The organism is Arcticibacterium sp. SM2516 (assembly GCF_057914865.1).
In genome coordinates, this window is record NZ_CP195290.1 from 860,014 (window position 1) to 882,660 (window position 22,647).

Genomic DNA, 22,647 nt, shown 5'->3' on the forward strand with positions numbered 1-22,647 from the left:
TTTATCCTCTGTTTCTAAGGAAATCATTCACGTTTTCCTCAATTCTTTTATAAATATCTACATTATTGGCAGGAACAAAGACTTCACCAGTCACTTTTTCATAAAGTTCAATGTACCTAATACTAATTTCGTTGCACTTTTCGGGTGTCATTTCAGGCACTTTTTGTCCGTCTTTTCCCTGAAATCCATTCGCTATTAACCACTCTCTTACAAACTCCTTAGAAAGCTGTTTTTGAGCTAATCCTTTCTCCTGATTTTCGGTATAACTATCTTTATAAAAATACCTAGAAGAGTCTGGCGTGTGTATTTCATCTATTAAATAAATGACACCATCCTTTTCTCCAAATTCATATTTGGTATCTACGAGAATCAGACCTTGTTCGGCGGCTATTTCGGTTCCTCTTTGAAATAGGGCAAGCGTGTATTTTTCTAACTGAACATACTTCTCTTCCGCCACAATTCCATTGGCCAAGATAGCCTCTCTTGAAATGTCTTCATCGTGCCCTTCATGAGCTTTTGTGGTAGGGGTGATGATAGGGTTTGGGAGTTTGTCGTTTTCTTTTAAACCATCAGGTAGTTTTACACCACAAACCGCTCTTTTTCCACTTTTATATTCTCTCCAGGCGTGCCCGGCCAAATAGCCTCTCACTACCATTTCTACAGGGAAAGTCTCACATTTTAGTCCAAAGGTGGCATTAGGATCTGGTACACTTAGGAGCCAGTTTGGAACGATGTCTGCCGTGGCTTTTAAGAATTTAGCTGCAATCTGATTCAGTACTTGTCCTTTGCAAGGTATAGCCTCTGGAAGAATAACATCAAAGGCAGAGATTCTGTCAGATGCAATCATTAACAAACCGTCTTCAAAACCGAAAACGTCTCTTACTTTGCCATGATAAAGGCTTTGCTGACCTTCAAAACTAAAATTTGATTCTTTTAATACATTCATGTTAATTACCAATTTCCATAATCCAACGTGTCGGACGAGACGTCCAAAAGCATTGGAAGTTTATTATATTCATTTGCCCTCATGGCATCCAGAAGCTTAAGAGCTTGGGCTCTTTCAATGGCTGGTGGATTGCTACTATTAAGTTGGTCTTCCTTTTCATTGGATTTTGCCACGGTGCCTCCTTGGTTTTCTAATGGGTTATTATTAGAAGCGTTTTGAGGCGGCGGTGGCGTCCTGTTTTGATTGGGACGGTAAACTTTTTTTAAGAGCTCATAATTCCTTTTGGCAAAGTTATTAGTGTTTTCTGTCTCAATTGCCATTTTTAAGAGATTTATTGCATTTAAAGTATCCCCAGCATATGCCGCCAACATGGCTTTTTGATTAAGTATCGTTGATTTTTGAGTAGGATTATGAACGTAAGACAAGTAAGCCAACTCTTTTTTCTGTCGGGCGGTGTCTTTTAATTGATAAAAGCAATCTGCTACTTTAAGTCTTATTTCCACCGTAATAGGCAGTTCTTCTTGCTTTAAAGTTTCAAAATGCACGATAGCGGCGTCACATTTTTTTTGCCGGTAGGATTCTTCAAATTCGGCATAGATGATGTTCCTCTCTTTGGCGTCAAAGGGGGAAATGAGACTAAATAACAACCTAAGGATATGGAATATAAAAGGTATCAAATTTGGAATACTTTGGTGGAGATGATAAGGTCTAACACCACTAATATAAGAGCAACGAACAGAAAGTTCTGGTATTTATTATTGGTGACCAATAACTTGTTTCTGTCCAAGGCCGTACTCTGAATGTTTTTGATATCTATCAAGGCATTTTCTAGATTATTCTTTTCGTTTTTTAAAAAATATAACTTAGAACCGATGCTTCTTGTTAATTTGTTAAGCCCTATAATATCAAGTTTAGAAATGGCTGGAATATCGTTTTCTAATAAAACTGGTTTATTGTTTTTTAGAACTTCTGCACCAGCTTGGGTTCCAACTCCCACCAAAATAAGATGGTCTTTAGATCCTTTTAAAAGTTTTTTGGTTTCCTCCGTCACTTCTTGGAAAGATTCGCCGTCAGTAAAAAGAAAGGCCATTTTTGAGCGAGTACTGCTAGAATCAGGCTCTAGCCTTTTTTGTAAGCTTGCCAAAGGAGCTTCTAGATTGCTTCCAGGATTTGGCATCATGGAAGTATTCATTAGTGTAACAAACTCTTTAACAAGAGCCAAATCAAATGTTAAAGGGATTTGCCAATAAGCTTTGGAAGAAAATACCATAACCCCGATTCGGTCACCTTTAGACTGTTCTATTAAGTTAATGATTTCTAGTTTGGTTCTTTCTAGTCGGCTTGGTGCTATATCAGAGCAATCCATAGAAGCCGACAAGTCCACTGCAAAAAGAATGTCTTTTCCAGATGACCTTGCTTCAGTTTCTGATATTCCAAAACTTGGACCCAGAATGGCAATAATAATTAAGGCCATATAAGCCGTTCTTAAAAAAAATTTGAAGTAAATAGACTTGGAGGGTTTACCCAAACTCTTTCCTATCCTATACATTCTATAGAAATAGAAAGCATAGATCAGTAAAAAGGTAAAGATGATGGAGATCTCCCACCAAGAAATTGTTTTGCTCCAATTCATTTAAGAGAAATCAAGTTAGCAAATAATTTGTAAGCTCCTGAAACCCCTGCTGGCAGCTCTCTAAAAAATGAGATTCCAGTATAAATGTAATGGCCATTACCATATTTGGCGTAAATAAGACTGCCTGTTTTTTCAGATTCATTGAGGTCGTTCATAGAAAAAACAGATTGGTAGTTCTTTTCAAAATCTGCCGCAAAATATAAACCTCTTTCTTGTACCCATCCTTTGAAGTCGTCTTGAGAAATGAGGTTTGGTTTGTTTAAAACAGGGCTTTGCTTATCCATAAACCTAACTTCAGCATCCTCTTCACTTACTCGGTCTCTACTAATGCTAAAAGGAAAAGGGCCCATTTTATCCGAGAATTTATCTGAACCACCATTGGTCTGGTATTGACAAATAACATTTCCACCATTTTTAACATAATTCATTAAGTTTTTATGATAAAATGGAAGCCATTCGTGCACATTATAAGCTCTTATGCCAATCACTATAGCTTGGTATTTTGAAAGGTTTTTGTTTAGATCTTTTTCTGAAAGAATATCTACCGCGTAGCCTATTTGTTTTAGAGCTTCTGGGATGTCGTCTCCCGCTCCGATGATATATCCTACGGTATGACCTACCTTTTTAAGATCAAGTTTAACTATTTCCACTTCTGATTTAGGAAATGTGGTGATTTCTGGGACATGATCATACTTAATGGTGTTTCTGGCATTGTTTATTGTTTTGCCATTTATGGAGGCACTAATTTCGATGGCACCTTGAGAAGCACTTTTAGGTGGTGTTATACTAAAGCTTAGCGTACTTTCTGTGTTTTTCTTTTCAATATTGAATTTCTTGCTGCTAGAAGTATAAGACCAGCCGCTTGGCAATTTTAAGTGGACTTCACCTACGGCATTATCTATTCCAGCATGAACGGTTACCAAGATATCTTGTGGCGTGGTATTGCTAAAAATAAGAGAACCAATATTTGGGGTGACCGTGACTAATGGACTAATTTCTAGCGGTCTGTATATTTCTCCTTGAGAAGGTTCTACGTATTTATAGCTTACTGGAATAGGCAATTCAAGGCTTAAACCTTCTATATTAACCACTGCAGTTCCCATCACGGATGGTGGAGATAAGGGTAGCCCTTTCAAAGCTTCGTCACTAATTTGATAATGCCCTAAGTCATGTTTTTCTTTCAACCAGTATGGCTGGGAGATCTCGGTATTTGAAGGCACATTTCCAGAGAAATCTATTTCTAGCCTTTCCCCATTTTTAAGGTCAATTTGCTCAGCAGATTTATAATTGATTTGGTCAATGGTAAAAGACACTAAAGAAGTCTTTAAAGGAGAGCGGTTAATCACTCTAAGCGTACCTTTTAGTAAATCTCCTGGGCTGCTGCTGAAGTCTTTGGCATTGGCTTCTATATGGATTCCAGCAAATTTTGGTATCAAGTTTTCCAATTCTGTCAACTTGTTTTTCACCATTGGACTTTCTGGAAGTGTCTGCATTAACTTGTATAGTTGGTTTAAAGCAGGAACAGAGGCTGAAGGGATTTCAGGATTAAAATTTCTTTTAATGTCATTAATAATGGTGGTGACCAGCTGCCCACCCTGAATTCTACTCCAAGTGGTATTTACGCCATCAAAAAGGTCATTTTCTGCAGGCTCTCCTTTGGTATGTCTCAATGTCTCCATTCTTTCTCCTCTAAAAAGGCCAGAACCAAAACCTTGGCTTTTGTGCATACTTCTGGCTCTGTTGCCAATTTCACCATAAGATTCTCCAAGTAGAGGATTGAAACCACCAATATCTATTCTGATAAATTTGCTGTCGTCTTCTGGAGGTGTATTGGTAAAACCTCTGTTATAAAAGTTCCAAACCAATCGTTTGGCCTGCCAGACGTCCACTTCTTTAAGTTGCTCTGGAAAAGCTTTAGGATTTGCGGCAGCATCAAAAGCCTCTTCAGCCAATATTGACGAAGCGGAATGATGCCCATGTCCTGCTCTTTCGTCGGGTGGAAATCTGGTGATGAGTACATCGGGTTGGAATTTTCTAATGCGATAAACTAAATCTGATAAAATTTGCTCTTTACCCCAAGTAGCCAGAGCCTCTTCCGTGGTTTTAGAATAACCAAAGTCATTGGCTCTAGTGAAATATTGCTCCCCACCATCTATGCTTCTAGCACCTAGGAGCTCATTGGTTCTTAGTAGGCCAGCAAACTCGCCTTTTTCTGTACCAATAAGGTTTTGGCCGCCATCTCCTCTTGTCATGGCGATGTAGCCCGTTCTTACCTTTTTTTCATTGGCAAGCCAGGTAATCAGAAGGGTGTTTTCATCGTCTGGATGAGCGGCAATATAAAGAGCAGAACCTACTACATTAAGCTTGTTTAAGCCCTGTATTAAATCACCTGAATCGTATATCTTTTCTTGGGCATGGATCCTTTGAATAAAACTACAAAGGATTAAGAGGAGGAAGCTTAGTTTTTTCATTAATTTGCAATTACTAATACAGTTATGGTTATCAGACGATTATTTAATCTCGGTTTTTTCTTATGGCTTGCTACGGTGTCAATCTGTACGGGCCAGCAAATTAACAACGATTTTGTTGATGGTGAAATATATGTTCGGCTTAAAGCTCAATTTGCTAGACCAGGTTTAATTAAGACATCATCGGCTGTAAATATAGTAAGAGAGATTCCCACTATTCAAAGGGCGGTGGAGAATTTAAATTCTAAAATAGATTATGCCGTCACGCCTTTCTATAAGTCCAAAAATGAGAAGCTTAAAAATGTCTATAGAATAAAAATAGACAACGAGCAATCCATGGATCAAATACTCAAAGACCTGAAAGAAGATGGTACTATTGAATACGCGGAAAGGGTAAGAAAAAGAGAGGTTATTGGCACGCCGACAGATACACTTTACAGCCAGCAGTGGCATCTTGATAAAATTAAAGCTCCTCAAGCTTGGGATGTTAACCCAGGAGTTCAAAACATTATAGTGGCGGTTGTTGATAATGCATTTGATATCACACACCCAGATTTAGCAGCAAATTTGGTCTCTGGTTTTGATGTGGGAGATAATGATTCCGACCCAAGACCTTTAAACGCCAGCTATTCTCATGGTACCCATGTGGCTGGAATTGTGGCGGCTGTTAATAATAATATTACTGGCGGGGCCTCTGCGAGTAATAACAGAGTAAAAGTGATGCCTGTTAAAGGTAATGCTGATATTTTCGGCAATAGAGCCATAAGTCACGGATTCGAAGGAATTATTTGGGCGGTTGATCATGGAGCTAAGATAATTAGTCTTTCTTGGGGTGGAAGTGGCTTTTCACAATTGGAGCAAGACGTGGTAGATGATGCTTACGGCAATGGTGCTCTAATCATTGCGGCAGCTGGAAACGAAAGCAGCAATGTGCTGCAATATCCCGCCGCATATAACCACGTCATGGCTGTAGCTAGCTTGGATATGACAGACCAGTTAAGTAGCTTTTCTAGTTTTGGTTCTTATGTCGATATATCTGCACCAGGTAGGGGCATTATTAGTACCATACCTTTTAATGCTTATGCTTCATTTAATGGTACTTCAATGGCTACACCGCTGGTGGCAGCGTGTGCAGGATATTTAAAAGCTTGTTTTCCAACATTGTCGTCAGATAGTATAGCATATATTTTAGAGATTACGTCGGATGATATAGAGGATAAAAATCCGAATTACATTGGCTCAGTAGGTAGTGGAAGGGTTAATTTACTGACAGCGGTTTCATGTAAAGGTGTAAATCTGTTTTCGGAGTCGCCCTTTGCCTTAAGTTCTAATTATTTATGTAAAGGAGATTCTGTCTTGTTTGATATTAATCCGGTCTCCACAGAAAGTTTCGAGTGGTTTTTTAATGGAACCAGTGTTTCAAATGCTAAAAGCGTATACGCCAAAACCGAAGGCTCCTATAAGTTGGTGAGAACCTTAGGTACCTGTGTGGTGGAATCAGAAGTTTTAAAAGTGGTTCATAATCAGAATGTCTCACCAAGACCATCCGTGACTGATTTATCAGCGTTTTACTGTAGTTCTGAAAATAACTTTGTGGTAGCTACTCCAACGGATTGCGATGCCTACGGTCCTTCATCTTTTGACTATGTGGGGCCTGTCGTTGGGTTTGATGGTTTTGAGAAAAGTGGAGATTATCCTCAAGTAACCGTTTCCAATTTGGGCGGCTTAATAGATTCTATTTCCGTATCTATTACCTGGCAAAAGAAAGACGGTGGCACACATAATAACTGCGATGTTCCAGACGGTGGAGGCTCGGCCTTTAACGAGGAGGTCTCTTTTAGTATTGTTTCGCCAGAAGGAGTCAAAGTGGATTTAGTGAGAGTAAGTGATTATGGAAGAGGAAGTGGCACTTCGGGTGTGGTCACTACCGTTTTTAATGTTCACGGGCAGGCTTTAATAGGAGATCCTTTGCCGGCTTCGGGCAACTTTAAAGCTAGTGGTGATTTGAGTGTTTATCAGAATATGATTCCACAAGGGAAATGGACTTTGATAGCAGATGATGACGCCACCTTAGACCCATTATGCGTCAGTGGTTTTTCGGTCATTATTAAGACAAAGGAACCTGTGGCTCCGCCAAGTGTTAAGTGGTATGCGGATGAGGCACTAACAAATTTTCTCTCAAACAATGACACGCTGACAATTTCTACCGCTAATATAGGTACTCAAAATTATTATGCTGTGAGTCAGTGCGAAGGTTTTTGTACCAGCCTTTCTGAAAAATCCGAAGTAAAAGTAAAAAGTATTCCGGATGTTTATGCCTATCCCATTGGTGGTATTTCTTTGAATAGTTCAGAGATTAATAAAATTGTAGAAGGTTCTGGAATTTCAGCATCATCTGGTTCTGGCTCTCTTACGCTATCAGGTTTGGATAAGAATAATGTCCCTTATTCTTATAAGATATCTAGTACGGCTCCACAAGTCTCTCCTGTGACACTTTGTACTACAGAAAGTTATCTAATTTTTGGCTTAGGGTGTAGTGGCACCATAGAGTGGAAGCATAGTGGTATTATTAAATATGGTGATGGTGTGGTACTTAATAACGTTAAAACCCCTTTGAATTTAACGGCCACTTGTCTTCAGTCGTGGAACTGCCCAGCCATAACTAACATTCCTTTTAGCTTTCAAGATGGTAATACTCCATTAACTTTAAGTGGTCAATTAAATAACAGTAGCGAACAGTTTTTTTATGGAAAACCTATTTCTTCTTCTCAGCAGATTGGAGAAAGTTCTCATATTAAATATGTAGCCTCCAATTCTATACTTTTGACTGCAGGTTTTGAAACGACGGAAACGACCGTTTTTAAAGCTGAGATAGGGAATTGCCCTAACTAATTTAGCAGAGGCACTTTAATTTTTTTTTATTAAGGAAACGCTTAATTTGCGGGACTTTGATTCTATTGTTAATACAAAACCAAAATGTAAACCAGATTATTTTATGGATCCATTATTTTACTTAGTACCAATTCTTGGTATTGTTGGACTGCTCTTTATGGTAATTAAGGCTCGTTGGGTCACTAAACAAGATGCGGGAAGCGGAAAAATGCAAGAAATTGCAAAGGCGATTGCAGATGGAGCTTTGGCCTTTCTAAAAGCCGAATGGCAAGTGATGGGAATTTTTGTTGTTGCTGTTGCTATACTTTTGACTTGGTCGGGTACGCTTGTAGAAAATTCTCATTGGTTAATTGGGGTTGCCTTCGTTATAGGGGCTGTCGTTTCGGCTTTTGCAGGATATGTAGGAATGAACATTGCCACTAAAGCAAACGTAAGAACTACCCAAGCCGCACGTACTTCATTGAAAGATGCTTTAAAGGTATCTTTTACAGCAGGTTCTGTGATGGGTCTTGGAGTGGCAGGTTTAGCGGTATTGTTTTTAAGTTTATTATTTATCTGGTTCTTCAATATGTTCGTAACGGGTTCTGGAGATGCTCATGGCATGGAAAAGGCCTTAGAAGTATTGGCAGGATTTTCTTTAGGTGCAGAGTCTATCGCACTTTTTGCTCGTGTAGGTGGCGGTATTTATACCAAAGCTGCGGATGTGGGAGCAGATTTAGTAGGTAAAGTAGAAGCGGGTATTCCAGAAGATGACCCTCGCAACCCTGCAACGATTGCCGATAATGTGGGTGATAACGTAGGCGATGTAGCTGGTATGGGAGCAGATTTATTCGGTTCTTATGTGGCCACTATTTTAGCTACCATGGTTTTAGGAAGAGAGATTGCTTCTGATGATAACTTTGGCGGATGGGCTCCAATATTACTACCAATGCTTATAGCAGGTATGGGCTTAATTTTCTCTGCCATCAGTACCTTCTTTGTAAGTGTTAAAGATGATAACGGAAACGTTCAAACGGCTCTTAATATCGGCAACTGGGGTTCTATCGTTTTAACGGGTATTGCTTCATTTCCATTGACCATGTATATTTTACCTCATGAAATGTCTATCAGAGGTGAGTCTTTTACAAGTCTAGATGTGTTTTATGCCATCGTTTTAGGCCTTATAGTTGGAGCTTTGATGTCTTGGGTGACGGAATACTACACAGCTATGGGTAAAAAACCTGTTCAGTCTATCGTGAATCAGTCTTCAACGGGTCATGCTACTAATATTATTGGTGGTTTAGCGGTAGGAATGGAATCTACGGTTATTCCAATTTTGGTATTAGCTGCGGGTATTTATCTTTCATTTGAGTTTGCAGGTCTTTATGGTGTGGCTATTGCTGCTGCCGGTATGATGGCCACCACAGCCATGCAGTTGGCTATTGATGCTTTTGGCCCTATTGCAGATAATGCCGGTGGTATTGCAGAAATGAGTGAGCTTCCTGCTGAAGTGAGAGAAAGAACAGATACTTTGGATGCGGTAGGTAATACCACTGCAGCCAGTGGAAAAGGTTTTGCTATAGCCTCTGCTGCTTTGACAGCATTAGCCCTTTTTGCTGCTTTTGTGGGTCTTTCAGGTATTTCTTCTATAGATATTTATAAGGCAGACGTTTTAGCAGGTCTTTTTGTCGGAGGTATGATTCCTTTCATATTCTCTTCATTGGCTATTGCGGCTGTGGGCCGTGCGGCTATGGAGATGGTAGAAGAGGTGAGAAGACAATTCAGAGAGATTCCTGGAATTTTAGAAGGAACAGGGAAACCTGAATACGATAAATGTGTGGCTATTTCAACCAAAGCATCCATTAGAGAAATGATGCTTCCAGGGCTTATTACTTTAATTACTCCGGTAATTGTAGGCTTTACGTTCGGACCAGAAGTATTGGGAGGTTTGTTAGCTGGTGTAACTGTTTCTGGTGTATTGATGGGTATTTTCCAAAATAACGCTGGTGGTGCTTGGGATAACGCTAAGAAGTCTTTTGAAAAAGGCGTGGAAATTAATGGTAAAATGGAATATAAAGGTTCTGACGCTCACAAAGCTGCAGTAACTGGTGATACCGTAGGTGACCCATTCAAAGATACGTCTGGGCCATCCATGAACATTCTTATTAAGTTGATGTCTATCGTTTCTTTGGTTATTGCACCTCATATTGCGGTAGATAGAGTGGTGGGAGAACAACATGCTTATCCCGTTTTTGAAGAATTACCTGTTAATACCATTTCTATGTTTGGCGAAGGCAAGGCATTGGATTTTGAAAAAGGTGGTATAGAAGAGTCCATGGTTAGATTCATTGAATCTGAAGAGGAAGCAGGAAAAGAGAATTGGTTTAATTTTAATCAATTGAACTTTGCCACTGGAAGTGCGAATATTGACGCCAATACCATGAAAGAAGTGGTGAATATCTCTCAGATATTAAAAGCATTCCCAAATGTAAAAATCAAAGTAGGTGGCTATACAGATAATACTGGTAATCCTGATGCTAACTTAAAGTTATCTTCCGATAGAGCTGCTTCCGTAAAGTCTGCTTTATTGAGTTTAGGAGTAAATAATTCTAGAGTGGAATCAGAAGGTTATGGTGAAGCTCATCCTGTAGCTTCAAATGACACCGAAGAAGGTAGAGTTCAAAACCGTAGAATAGCGGTTAGTGTGAGAGAGAAGTAAGAATAGAATCTTTATATCAAAAGCCTCGAAACTATGGTTTCGGGGCTTTTTTACTTTAATACGGGGGTGGGAAGTTTTTTTCTTCTAATACTTTTCCTGTTTGATCTTTAATCGTGTATGATACAGTCCACAGAAAACCAGATTTTGTAGTCATGTATGACTTTAATACCGTAGTTTGTTCAAATGCATTAGTTTTCGTCCGTATAATGGCTTTTAATTTGTAGATTTTCGTATTTAATGGGTCTCTTGATTTGAGCCTAATTGTTGGGCCTGAGTAAACTTCTGTTTTGGATTTGTTGGAAAATGAACCTCCTGATAGTTCAGGTGCATTGAATTTTGCTGATAGGAATTCCTCTCTAATTCTATTTTGGATTGTCGGGTCAGAGTTTACTGGGTAGCCCTTTCGGTTAAAGTCTTCTAAATCAGTTAGGTTAATATGCTCTACTTCTACATTTGAAAGTGAATTTTCTCCTATTACTTCCAAAAATACAGATAATCGATTTTGACCTTGATGAGTATAATATGTTAACCTAGGGTAAGTATTGGCATCACTGGCAAAGTCAAACATTTTGATGGATTTTCCTTGCAATTTTTCATAGAGGCTAGTGTTTTCAGCTCTTAAATTATCAATACGTTCTTGCAGATGTATATTTTGTTGCTTGAGCTCCAAATTTTGAAAATTTAGTGCGTCAATTTTTATATCTGAGCTTTGAGCTATTTCCTTTGTTATTTTAACGGCTGAGTTTGTATCAGTCGCTTGTTTTATACTTGCTTGTTCCGATTTTTCTGCCTCAATTCCCTTTTTGTAAGTGTGATATGCCGTCCAACCAGTACCACATAATATTATAAGAGTTCCTAAAGCTATTCCTAAGTCGTTATTCATACTTGAATTTAGCTAGATATTATTTGACTTATAAATTTAATCATTAGTTGTTATCTAGCATCGATGTTTAGTTAGACAATTGAACAAAACCGTAGAATAGCGGTAAGTGTGAGAGAGAAGTAATTCTTAATCCTTTCTTATATAATTCAAAGCAGGCTGTCAATTTTATTGGCCGCCTGCTTTTTTTGCTACTACCTCTTCCATAATTTATCATTTAAACTTTTACTTTAACAAAAGAATCTCTTAGCTTAAATCTTATTATCAGAAACTGAGCATGAGAGTTATACTTATTGTTTTATCCTTATTTATGTCTTTTTCCTGTCAAAAGGAAGGCGATTCTTCAAAAGCAAGTCTAATTATTCATGGTGGCACTATTTATACCGTGGATGAGGGTAATCCTAAAGTGGAATCGGTTGCTATTAAAGATAATATAATACTCTTTAGTGGTTCCCTGGAAGATGCTTTGAGCTTCAAGGATTCTAATACTGAAATGTTAGATTTAGAGGGTAAAACCATGACACCCGGCTTCATAGAAGGGCATGGACACCTAATGGGATTGGGATATAGTGAATTAGAACTAGATTTAAGCACAACCACCAGTTATCAAGAAATCATTGATATAGTGGAAGATGCGGCTAAAAATGCCAAACCGGGTGAGTGGATATTAGGACGAGGCTGGCATCAAAGTAAATGGTCAGAACTTCCAGAACCTATGGTCAAAGGTTTTCAAACGCACGAGATGCTAAGTGCTGTTTCTCCAAATAACCCTGTTTACTTAGGTCATGCAAGCGGACATGCAGGTTTTGCAAATGCCAAAGCTATGGAAATGGCTGGCGTTATTTCCAAGGCTCCGAAAAAAGTAGATGGTGGCGAAATAATTAGATACCCAGATGGAAGGCCAACGGGTATTTTTAATGAAAATGCAGAATACATAATTGGCTCTGTTATACCGAAAGATAGTCCTGAAAGAGTTCAAAAGGCCTTTGAATCAGCCATGAAAGCTTGTCATAAAAACGGAATTACGAGTTTTCATGATGCTGGTATTTACAGAGGAACAGTTGAGCTTTATAATAAAATGAAGGCGGAAGGTAAGCTTAAGGTAAGGCTTCATGCCATGTTATCTAGTACCGATAGTACTTTATTGGAAGAATGGTATAAGAAAGGACCTGCTTTTGATGAAGATAATCTCTTAAACATTAGGGCTATAAAAATTCATTCAGATGGGGCTTTAGGTTCCAGAGGAGCTTGGTTATTAGAAGAATATTCAGATATGCCCGGTCATTTCGGACATTCTACTATTCCTTTGGCAAGTGTTGAAAATATAGTCTTTAAAGCATTAGAAAACGGCTTTCAAGTTTGTAGCCATGCCATTGGCGATAGAGCTAACAGAGAGATTCTTGATAAATATGAACTAGGTTTTAAAAAGTATCCTGTAAAAAGTCAGAATCATAGATTCAGAATTGAACATGCTCAGCATCTTAATCCGTTGGATATTCCACGATTTGCGGAGTTAAATGTAATTCCAGCCATGCAAGGTATTCATATGTCGTCTGATAGGCCGTGGGCCATAGATAGGCTAGGAGAGCTACGAATAAAAGAAGGAGCTTACATGTGGCAATCACTTTTAACGTCTGGAGTGCCTATTATCAATGGGACGGATGTTCCAGTAGAACCCATCAACCCAATTGCCTGCTTTTATGCTAGTGTGAGCAGGAAGACTCTAAAAGGAACACCCGAAAATGGTTATGAACCAGAACAGAAAATAACGAGATGGCAGGCTTTAAAGTCTTATACCATAGATGCGGCTTTTGGTTCTTTTGATGAGGAAATAAAAGGGTCAATCACAATGGGGAAATTAGCTGACTTTACCATCTTTGACCAAGATATTATGACTGTACCAGAAGCAGATATCTTAAAGACTAAAGTGGCTATGACCATTTTTGATGGAAAAGTTGTTTATACCGCCAAGTAGTGTTCATCCTAAAAACGTTTTATGTAAGCTGAAAAATGAATTACGAAAGAAACAAAATAGAACTTGAAGAAAATGGATATTCCGTTTTAATGGACTTGTATTCGGACCATGAAATAAGTCAGATGCTGGCTTGTATTGAAAATGCTGAGCAAAACGGAAATTCGTTTATGAAAACAGAGGATTTATTTGCGATTAGACAATTAATCAAAAATGTACCTGAATTGAGCGATTTGTTGTTCAACAAAAAACTGACTGAATTAATTACTGACCTTTCGGCATCCGAATATTTCCTTACAAAAGCCATTTATTTTGACAAACCTAGTGCATCGAATTGGTTTGTTGCTTACCATCAAGATTTGAGTATTTCAGTTGATAAAAAAGTGGATTTAGAAAATTATGTGAATTGGACTTTTAAAAAAGGACAATACGGAGTTCAGCCACCAATAGAAATTTTACAAGACACAATAACAATCCGAATTCATTTAGATAAAACGGACAAAAACAACGGAGCGTTAAAAGTAATCCCAAAATCTCACTTAAAAGGAATAGTTCGTGCTGACTCGAAAGATTGGAATATAGAAAACGAATTTGTTTGTGAAGTAGAAAAAGGCGGAGCAATGTTAATGAAACCTCTGACTTTACACGCTTCAAGCAGAACAACAAACGGAAAGAAAAGGCGAGTAATACATTTAGAATTTAATAAGCATAATTTGACTGAACCGCTGGCTTGGTTAGAACATTATGAAATAAAAGCCAGCACACAACAATTAGGCTCGAATGCAGCGAAGTAAGGCTTCGGTTCGTTTGTGGCACACACAATGGCTTGTTCTCGCCTAAGTTGGAAATTCCGCAAGAATTTCCAACTTGATGTATACTTGTAAAGTTAAGTGCTAACACACACAACTACTCAGAGCCGAGGCTGGTAAAAGACAAAATTCATAGAGCTTCGTGTATGGTCAAACAATTGCCTAAAGTTTTGCCACAGCCTCAGAAATGGCTTCGTTTATCAAAGGCTCATAAAGCTCTTTTAGCCTCAGTATCATGTCATCATCTAGTTTGTCAAATCTGCCTCCGAAATAAGCCTTATTTGTTATCTTTTCTGGCGTAGAGGATTTATGGTCAGCCGAATGTGCTTTTTTTCCGTCCGAACCAAAGACGTCTATACTTACCGTGGCGGTAGGAGTAAACTTGTTTACAGCTGTTGTAGAAGCCCCTTTGAGCCCCGTTTCGGCTTCGGTGTCAAGTCTGATGACCATAAAATTGTCAGAACTGTAACCATTTTTAATCATCTTTTTGATGGCTGATTTTGCCATTAAAATGGTTGGAAATCCATTGCTGTAAAGTACCTTATGGTTTTCTAATACGTTAATGGGCTCGGTTTTAATGTCGCTTTCATCTAAAGCTAGTTTTACCTTTTCGAATAAATAACTCTGCCAGTCGGTATTAAGTTGTTTTTGATTAAGGTCATAGCTTTTTTTCTCACGTGTGGTGGCAGGTTCATATTTATCTAGGTGTCCCAGTAGAAAAGTGCCACCTAAATATTCAACCTTAATTATGGTGTTTTTACTGGTTTTCAAGTCTTGCGAGAAAGACTTTATGGAAACGATACTGAGAATTAGTAGGGTAAGGAAGATTGATTTTTTCATTTTCTGTTATGATTTGTATTACTTCAATTTATCAATCAGTCCACCTTACATTCAAATATACTATGGTTTAATGCCTGTTTTTCTTACTGGGCGGGACAAGGGTTTTACATTTTATACGGAATTAGTGCTTGCTGTATCAATTTATCAAACCCCTCTAAACGTAAAAAGCCCATCACTCCTACGAGAGAAGGGCTTTGTGCTATAATATATATGTCATTGACATCCCCCTATCTCAACGGTAAAAATAGTCCCCGATTGAGCTTCAAAACCCTCAGTCAGCTCTATATAACGACCTGCATTGTAGGTAGCATTTGCACCATTTAGAATTTTATTACTTGCTTGAATATAGCCAGTGGTACCGTTTACCTCAATTAAAGTCATACTTCCATTGATGTCATCAGCAGAGCTTACTAGAGTTGTACTAGCAGCACATGGCGGTGGGCAAATGGCCAAAACTTCAAAAAGCTTTATGGGCTGCTCGTCATCTGACGGATTAGAAGAAACAATACGCATTTTATACCCAGGAGCTACAGTGGTACCCGTCGGAATGATGGCCGAAATAGTTCCGGAACTATTGCCTGAAACGGTACCGAGAATCGTTGGACTACTAAAACTTCCGTTTTGGTCGGACAATTGAAGTGTGAAAGTATTCGTAGGAGAAAAGCTTCCAGATACAGAAAAAGGGACATTGAATGCATTATCTCTGCAAAATGCATCTAAGGCATTGCCAATAGCAACTACATTATCTTTAACAGTGAACTCTTGATAATTCACCTGATTCCAATCTCCATTTTGGTTTTTAGAACGGACAGATACACGATGGATGCCATTTGATAAGCTATTTAGCTGTACGTCTATCATTTGTTTGTCCAAAAAAGTTGAACTAGAAATAGGTACACTTGTTCCGTTGCCTGCCCCTGGGTCATTGTCCACAAAGTATTCCAAATAGACTATAGGCGATGGTGGCGTATTTATAGGCGGAGCAGTATCAAACTTCACAAAATAGCGGTAGCTAGTATTTCCCCAATGCCCGTCAGCATTTTTGGCTCTTACGGAAAGTGAATGAAAGCCATCAGAAAGTGAATTTACAGGAAAAGTAATGGCTAAATTATCTAAAGACTGACCTGCGGAAATAGGAATAGAAGTTCCGTTATCATGGCCGGGGTCGTTGTCTATGAAGTATTCTGCGGCAGTAATATTAGCTGGGGTAGGATACCCACCATTGGTCAAGTCAAACTTGGCAAATACCCGATAAGAAGTATTACTCCAATGCCCATCATCATTTTGGGCTCGCACTTGTAGCGTGTGAAAACCATTAGCTAAAGCAGTTACAGGAAAACTAAATGAAAGTTCATTTAGAGCTATACCGGGTGTAATAGGTATCGCAGTACCCGCTCCATGCCCAGGGTCGGTATCAATGAAGTATTCTACCGCTACTATGTTCTCGGGTACAGGTATTACGCCGTTTGTTACAAAGAACTTGGCAAAAACTCTGTAAACGGTATTACCCCAATCTCCATTATCATCTTGTGCCCTAACTTGTAAGGTGTGAAAACCATCCGACAGACTTGTTAAAGGAAAAGAAAACGAGCTTTGAATTTCTGCTGCCGGCGTAGCTACGGCTATGGGCGTACCGTTTCCTATACCAGGGTCAGTATCAATAAAGTATTCTATGTTGGCAATGTTTTGAGCTGACAGTAAGTTGACAGAAAAAACAAAGCCAATTAACAGGCTTAGCTTTTTCATAATTAATTTGCCTTTATAGTGATGACTGCGTCTATGTCAATTGAGTTATTACCAATACCGCTATTGATGAAAAACGTACTTATAGGATGATGTGGCAAACCAGAAAGTTCATAAGGGTAAGTACCTCCATAAATACCTATATCACCTCCGTTTATTCCGGCGTTTTGTGCAATGGAAGAGTTAGAAAGAACTAAATCATTCTCACCATCAAAACTATTGTCGTTAAAATACTGAGAACCAGAGTACAATTGTTGCCAAAGAATATTGTTAGTATTATTTCCTTGTGTTGGAAGGTCATTTGCGAAACTAATGCAGTACGAAATTGAGTTATTTGAGTTGTTTCTGTCTGAAACAGAGCTAACAACAATACAATTTGTAAAGATTGAATTACTAGTAGAACTAATCTCACCGATATGACAATTCTTAATTATTGAGTTGTTACAATCCCTTATTGCTGAAGCAATCATGCTATTTTCAACCAATAAATTCAAGTTCTGCACTTCTTCAATTAACTCCCCTCTGTTATCGTCAATTGAAGATATCAAACATTTTCTCACGATAGTATTAATTCCAGCTGAGATTATATTAGCTGGGGTACCATAGCTATTAAAGTAAATTAATCCTATTCTTGAAGATTCAAATAATACATTTGGGGTGTAGATATTAGTGCTATTAACAAATAAGTGTTTTACCGAGCTTCCAGAACTTCCTATATCAAATGTAATAGCACTAACATATACAAACCTTGGATCGAGGGGGCTGATAGTTAGTTCTGGGTTCGTAAGATAGTAACCATTACCTCTAAAATGTATTTTTTTATCCACTACCACCGTTTCAGAATAATTGGATTGTGTACTTGAAGGTAGACCGTAATTCTCAATTAAAATCACATCATCCGTATTTGCTGCATCCACAGCAGCTTGAACAGTATTGTACACATTGACACCAGTGATGTTTGGATCACCGTTTACGCGGCGGGTGGTTTGAGCTAAAAGTGTTGTACTTAAAATAGTGAGTAAGAAAATGGAGTAAAGATTTTTCATTGTATTATTGGTTTGATTTTTAAAATTCATGTTTTGTTTTATTCTTCACATCCGCCAAATTCAGTTTTGAAAATGGCACCTGTGTTTGCCAAAAAGCCTGGTTCTAGTTTTATATATCGACCTGCTCGGTAAATAGTGTTTGTACCGTTTGAAAGTTTATTTTCGGCATTGATATAACCAGTTGTACTATTGGCTTCTAACTCAATAGTTCCCGTAGTGATATCATCTGTAGGGCTACCAAGTGCCAGATTTTCAGGGCAAGGAGATACATTTCCATAGCTCATAAAAAAGAGGTCTTGCCCCCAATAGGCATTGTCATAGGCAGTATTTGCATTTAGGACATTGTAAGCAGGGCTGTCATCAAAATCCATACTTCTAGTGAAAGTCCCAGTCACTACAAATCCACCATTTGGTGTAGCAGAGATATTTCTTAAGCTGTTTTGGTCTTCATTTATATAATGACCATAATCGCTGGTGAAAGATTTTATCCAAGCTAATGAACCAGTTGACATATACTTATGAATTTCTATATCGGCTTTTACTAGTTCCCAATTACTATTTTCAGGATGTGTAACTAGCCTAACATTAGTATTGCCCGCAACAAGTAAATTTCCTTCTGAGTCAATATCAATTGCTTTAGGCTCGTCCTCGTCGTTTCCTCCATAACCTTTTCCCCAGTTCAAATCTCCGTCTGAATTATACTGAGCAATAAAAAAGTTTCGGTTATGGTTTGTGCTAACATTAAATGTGGCACCAGAGGGATCTAAGTCTATGCTGTTTCTAAAATAACCTGTTAGATAAATATCATCTGTGGTCATATTGATTTTCATTCCAGTCGGTCTTTGAATCGTGCTGCCTGAGGTACGGAAAGGCTTCACCCATTGGAGGCTGAGATTGGAATCATACTTGGCTAAGAAAACTGTGCCTGAGAAATCACTTTGAAAGAAGCCTGAAGCCCCGTTTTGAATGTTTTCACCATTGGTTAAATCAAAATCATTGGTATAAACAATGTCCCCTGTTATATAAATGTTTCCTTGGCTGTCAACATCCAAACTTTGAAGAAAACATTCTCCCGCTCCTTCTATACTATTAGCTGAAATAACCGCACCTGTGGCGGCATTAAGTGTTGCAATTAAGCCGTCACTTGAAGTAGGGGATGGTAAGCCAAACGGAATTGGGTTGCCTCCAGATGTTCTGATGTAACCTCCTAAATAGATGATATTGTTTTGAACAATTAGTGTCTTGAAAAGTACACCTATCCCTTGAAGGCTTATATCCATTACAAAATCTCCATTTCCTGAGTATTTTCGAATTAATTGAGTGGTAGAATTACTACTAGGGACATAAATATTGTCAAACTCATCCGTACCGATTAACGTTGGTACGTCGATACTTAGATTAGATTTAACCCATAATAGTTGACCATTTTTCGAATACCTTGCTAAGTAATTTCCACTTAGCAAGTCCATTTCTCCGCTAGGAGTCTTTAATTTGAAATCACAAGGTGAAATTCCAGCAACAATTGCGTCGCCATTGCTCAGCGTTGTGCTTGTAATATATGTAGGAGCAATGCAAGAAGGGTGCTGGCTGGTTTCTATGGCTCTATGAACCCATTTAAACTCGGGTTCGTCTTCGGGGTTTACGCCAGTAGAATTTAATGTAAGATTAAGAGTAATTTGATTGCTACATCCTTGAGAATTAGGCACAGTAAATGTGGCTGCATTAGAACTACTAGTATTGTAGGTATTACCATCAATCCATGTAAAGGAACTTTCCTCGGTTATGACATAATCGGTTGTATTGGCAGAGTGAACTAAATTAAGATCTAGATTTTTTATTAAATCGCAGCCGTTAATCCCTCCACCAGTGATAGTGTGAGTGGGCGTATTAGTACTAGAAGTGTATGTCACTCCATCTATCCATGTATAGGAATCGCAAGCCGTGATCTTTTCCGAAGGTACATTTATGTAAAACTTAGATTTATTTCCAGGAGAACCAGTATATCCACTTACAAACAAGTCTTTAAGTCCATCTCCTGTAATGTCGAAAAATGTGGCAGTTCCACCTTCCACAGCGGTAAATGTAGCGTTTGAGTAGTCACTAAAAATACCTGATCCATTGTTAAGATATACTTTGGTTTGGCGGTACGGGGTATTGTCAATGGTACCTGTGATAGCGAAGTCTAGGTCGCCATCTTGATCTATGTCATAAAAATCTACACTTCCAGATTGCACCCCAACAAAATTGTTTGAATTATCTAAAGCGAAGTTGCCTGAACCGTCATTTTTGTAAAGTCGACAAGTTCTATCATAACCATTTGAGTTATCAACCCCTGTCATTAAGAGATCCATGTCGGAATCATTATCAATATCTGCGAAATTGATAGTTGAAACATATACTGGTGCAATAGCAGGATTAGGCTTTACTGTAAATATTCCGTTGCCATCATTTAAATAAGTAATAGCTTCTGAGCTATTACTAAATAAATAGTCTTGATCTCCATCTCCGTCTATATCAGCGAAATTTGCTGCAACTGCGTATTTACCAGAAAAAGGTGCACCCGTTACTTCAGTAAAACTCCCTGATCCATTATTTAAGTAAATATTATTGATAAAATCATTACCGTCATATCCACCAATAAATACATCTATACCATTTTGATTGTCTAGATTGATGAATTTTACGATGCCATACATGTCATCAAAAGGCGTACTTGTACTAGAGAAAATACCACTACCATTATTGAGGTACAAATAGGTCTTTATTGTACCATTATATGTTTCACGACCACAGCTAATTAAATCTTGATCTCCATCTCCATCAATATCTGCCATATCAACAGATCCTCTTACTAGGTTATCTATTCCTGAACTACTTGAAGCACCAAAAAAGCCACAACCGTTATTTAAATATAATCTGGTAACAGCACCAGATGTAGAATTCCCTTGCAACACAAAGTCAATATCTCCATCGCCATCTACGTCAGCGTTTGCAATACGGCTGTCAGAAACTCCTTGTATTATTGAAGGTGATTGTTCTACAAAAAATTGAGCATAAAGAGATTGTGAAAAAAATAAGGCAACTAGGAATGATAGTCTGCGATAACTATTGAAAACTAGATTAATTAAAATTGATTTCATTTTATGCTATTTGAAATTGGTCTAAAATATTTTTACGACGGCGGCTTACATTAAGCCTTAGGCCGTTTTTTAGTTCTACTTCATATTGAGGGCCATCTGAATGAATGCGTTTCACAAACTTGGGATTAACTAGATGTGATTTATTGACTCTTAAAAAATGAGTATGGCGTTCCTGATGCCTTAGTAAGGTGGAACTGGAAATTTCTTTTTTTCCATTTTCAAGATGGAATTCTGTGTAATTGATAATTCCTTTGAGATAAATTATTTCGCTTTGTGAGGGGAGTGTTAGTTTTTTCATGCTCTTTTTTATTTCAAAATTCTATCTATTAAGGGGTTTTAGTAAGAAGGTTATCACCCTTATATAGAGGGTGTTTTAACCCTTCTTGTACATTACAAAGCTAGAAACGAGGGCGTAGGCAGTCAATACGACGTTTTGCGTATTTTTAGAACCTTCTAGGTGGTGAATGGTAGGTAAAGTTTTATGATAGAGTGCTTTAGCTATATTAAATCAAAAGCTCTAGCATATAGTATAAGGTCAGGAAATCGGGATATTTCCAGTTTTTTGTAGATATTGTTGCGGTGTGTTCGTACTGTGTTTGGGGAAGTGAATAGTTGTTCTCCTATTTCTTTACGAGTAAAACCTTCCGCAAGTAAGGCCATGATTTTGACTTCTCTTTTGGTTAGTTTACTAAAAGTTAATTCATGGCTTATTCTAAAGCGTTCCAGCTCTAAAACCCTTCTTAGATTAATTTTTGTAAGTGTGGTCAGGTTTAGTGGAATATACTTTTCGGAAGACAACATTGCAGGAATGTAGGCCTTGTCTCCAGTGATTTCTGGTGTTTTGTTGGGTTTGTTATTAAGTTTAGTGTTGGTCAATGTCAGACTAAATTAAATGTGATTGCAAAGCGGATTAGTTCTTTTAAGGTATGTACCTCTAGTTTTTTGTAGATATACATTTTTAAAGTTCTTACGGTATGATGGCTAATTCCAAGAAAGTTACCGACTTCTTTGTTTGTGAAACCGATGGAAATTAGCCTTGTAACTTCTTTTTCGCGAATGGTTAGTTGTAGAAACCGTTTTAGGTTTATTTGAAAAGAATGGCTGATTTCAAGCTCTCTTTGAATTTTAGCACCTAAACGCCCCAATTCTGATATGGGAAGACAAAAAGTTAAGTAGTCTCCATTATGACTAACTTTAGTAGAAGTCAAAACATGTTCGTAAGGTCTGTCAATGTCTCTTCGTACTTTCTGTAAATCGGTAAAAACATCATGTTTGTCATTCGTTGCGTAAAAACTTTGGAAGGCTGGAACTAAGCGTTCAGCTGTTTCAGGATGAATGCGGTCAAATACAAATTGACTATCCTCATTGTTTAATTCTTTTAAAGAACGGTTATAAAAAGATTGGCCAACAGGACTCATTAAACCGTAGGAAAAATCTTCTCCTTTATTGGTGAAAACCATTGTTTTAGTCTCTTTGCTTAAGTCTAAGGCTTTCTGCTGATTAAATGCTGTAAGGCCATCAAGTTTGTAAATGGCACAAGAATGAATATGAAGGAGTTCTTTTTCGGTGTAAACCATCTT

At 38.1% G+C, this 22,647-nt stretch carries 16 protein-coding genes; 4 read left to right on the forward strand and 12 right to left on the reverse strand.

Annotation, left to right across the window (positions count from 1 at the left end):
- Nucleotide 1: 1 nt before the first annotated feature.
- Genes ACSBFT_RS03720 through ACSBFT_RS03735 form a run of 4 tightly spaced genes read right to left on the reverse strand, consistent with a single transcriptional unit; the run spans nt 2 to nt 5,050 of the window.
- Nucleotides 2-946 carry a phosphoribosylaminoimidazolesuccinocarboxamide synthase gene (locus ACSBFT_RS03720; RefSeq protein WP_489603543.1) on the reverse strand — a complete coding sequence of 315 codons (945 nt, stop codon included), beginning with the start codon at nt 944-946 and terminating at the stop codon, nt 2-4.
- 5 nt (nt 947-951) lie between these two features.
- The gene (locus ACSBFT_RS03725; protein WP_489603545.1) at nt 952-1,623 is read right to left on the reverse strand and encodes a hypothetical protein; all 672 of its coding nucleotides are present in this window, start codon (nt 1,621-1,623) and stop codon (nt 952-954) included.
- On the reverse strand, nt 1,620-2,579 hold the full coding sequence (locus tag ACSBFT_RS03730) for a vWA domain-containing protein (RefSeq protein WP_463047800.1): 960 nt from the start codon (nt 2,577-2,579) through the stop codon (nt 1,620-1,622). Before ACSBFT_RS03730 ends, ACSBFT_RS03725 begins: the two co-directional genes overlap by 4 nt.
- Nucleotides 2,576-5,050, reverse strand: coding sequence for a PIG-L family deacetylase (locus tag ACSBFT_RS03735; protein ID WP_489603547.1), 2,475 nt, complete (start codon nt 5,048-5,050; stop codon nt 2,576-2,578). Before ACSBFT_RS03735 ends, ACSBFT_RS03730 begins: the two co-directional genes overlap by 4 nt.
- A gap of 24 nt (nt 5,051-5,074) precedes the next feature.
- Here ACSBFT_RS03735 and ACSBFT_RS03740 point away from each other — a divergent pair, with 24 nt between their 5' ends.
- Together ACSBFT_RS03740 and ACSBFT_RS03745 are read left to right on the forward strand one after the other, a co-directional pair.
- On the forward strand, nt 5,075-7,939 hold the full coding sequence (locus tag ACSBFT_RS03740; RefSeq protein ID WP_489603549.1) for a S8 family serine peptidase: 2,865 nt from the start codon (nt 5,075-5,077) through the stop codon (nt 7,937-7,939).
- A 103-nt stretch (nt 7,940-8,042) separates the two neighbouring features.
- Entirely contained in the window at nt 8,043-10,637 is a 2,595-nt protein-coding gene (locus tag ACSBFT_RS03745; RefSeq protein WP_463047797.1) for a sodium-translocating pyrophosphatase, read from the forward strand.
- A 55-nt stretch (nt 10,638-10,692) separates the two neighbouring features.
- Here ACSBFT_RS03745 and ACSBFT_RS03750 read toward each other — a convergent pair whose 3' ends face one another.
- Complete coding sequence (locus ACSBFT_RS03750; protein WP_463047796.1) at nt 10,693-11,520, reverse strand: hypothetical protein; 828 nt, start codon at nt 11,518-11,520, stop codon at nt 10,693-10,695.
- A 274-nt stretch (nt 11,521-11,794) separates the two neighbouring features.
- Here ACSBFT_RS03750 and ACSBFT_RS03755 point away from each other — a divergent pair, with 274 nt between their 5' ends.
- Both ACSBFT_RS03755 and ACSBFT_RS03760 read left to right on the forward strand, forming a co-directional pair.
- Nucleotides 11,795-13,492 carry an amidohydrolase gene (locus ACSBFT_RS03755; protein WP_489603552.1) on the forward strand — a complete coding sequence of 566 codons (1,698 nt, stop codon included), beginning with the start codon at nt 11,795-11,797 and terminating at the stop codon, nt 13,490-13,492.
- 35 nt (nt 13,493-13,527) lie between these two features.
- Entirely contained in the window at nt 13,528-14,283 is a 756-nt protein-coding gene (locus ACSBFT_RS03760; protein WP_489603554.1) for a phytanoyl-CoA dioxygenase family protein, read from the forward strand.
- 177 nt (nt 14,284-14,460) lie between these two features.
- Here ACSBFT_RS03760 and ACSBFT_RS03765 read toward each other — a convergent pair whose 3' ends face one another.
- The 7 genes from ACSBFT_RS03765 to ACSBFT_RS03795 form a co-directional block, all read right to left on the reverse strand.
- Nucleotides 14,461-15,138, reverse strand: a complete 678-nt coding sequence (locus ACSBFT_RS03765; protein WP_489603555.1) for a hypothetical protein — start codon at nt 15,136-15,138, stop codon at nt 14,461-14,463.
- A gap of 213 nt (nt 15,139-15,351) precedes the next feature.
- Nucleotides 15,352-16,884 (reverse strand): 3-coathanger stack domain-containing protein, encoded by a 1,533-nt coding sequence (locus tag ACSBFT_RS03770; protein WP_489603556.1) that lies wholly within the window; start codon nt 16,882-16,884, stop codon nt 15,352-15,354.
- Between the two features lie 2 nt (nt 16,885-16,886).
- Nucleotides 16,887-17,927, reverse strand: coding sequence for a hypothetical protein (locus ACSBFT_RS03775; protein ID WP_489603557.1), 1,041 nt, complete (start codon nt 17,925-17,927; stop codon nt 16,887-16,889).
- A gap of 38 nt (nt 17,928-17,965) precedes the next feature.
- A complete protein-coding gene (locus tag ACSBFT_RS03780; protein WP_489603559.1) occupies nt 17,966-21,067 on the reverse strand; it encodes an FG-GAP repeat domain-containing protein in 3,102 nt (1,033 codons plus the stop codon).
- Nucleotide 21,068: 1 nt separating this feature from the next.
- The gene (locus ACSBFT_RS03785) at nt 21,069-21,365 is read right to left on the reverse strand and encodes a LytTR family transcriptional regulator DNA-binding domain-containing protein (protein ID WP_489603560.1); all 297 of its coding nucleotides are present in this window, start codon (nt 21,363-21,365) and stop codon (nt 21,069-21,071) included.
- A gap of 200 nt (nt 21,366-21,565) precedes the next feature.
- Nucleotides 21,566-21,943, reverse strand: a complete 378-nt coding sequence (locus tag ACSBFT_RS03790; RefSeq protein ID WP_489603561.1) for a response regulator transcription factor — start codon at nt 21,941-21,943, stop codon at nt 21,566-21,568.
- 2 nt (nt 21,944-21,945) lie between these two features.
- Nucleotides 21,946-22,644, reverse strand: a complete 699-nt coding sequence (locus ACSBFT_RS03795) for a helix-turn-helix transcriptional regulator (RefSeq protein WP_489603563.1) — start codon at nt 22,642-22,644, stop codon at nt 21,946-21,948.
- Between the last annotated feature and the right edge of the window lie 3 nt (nt 22,645-22,647).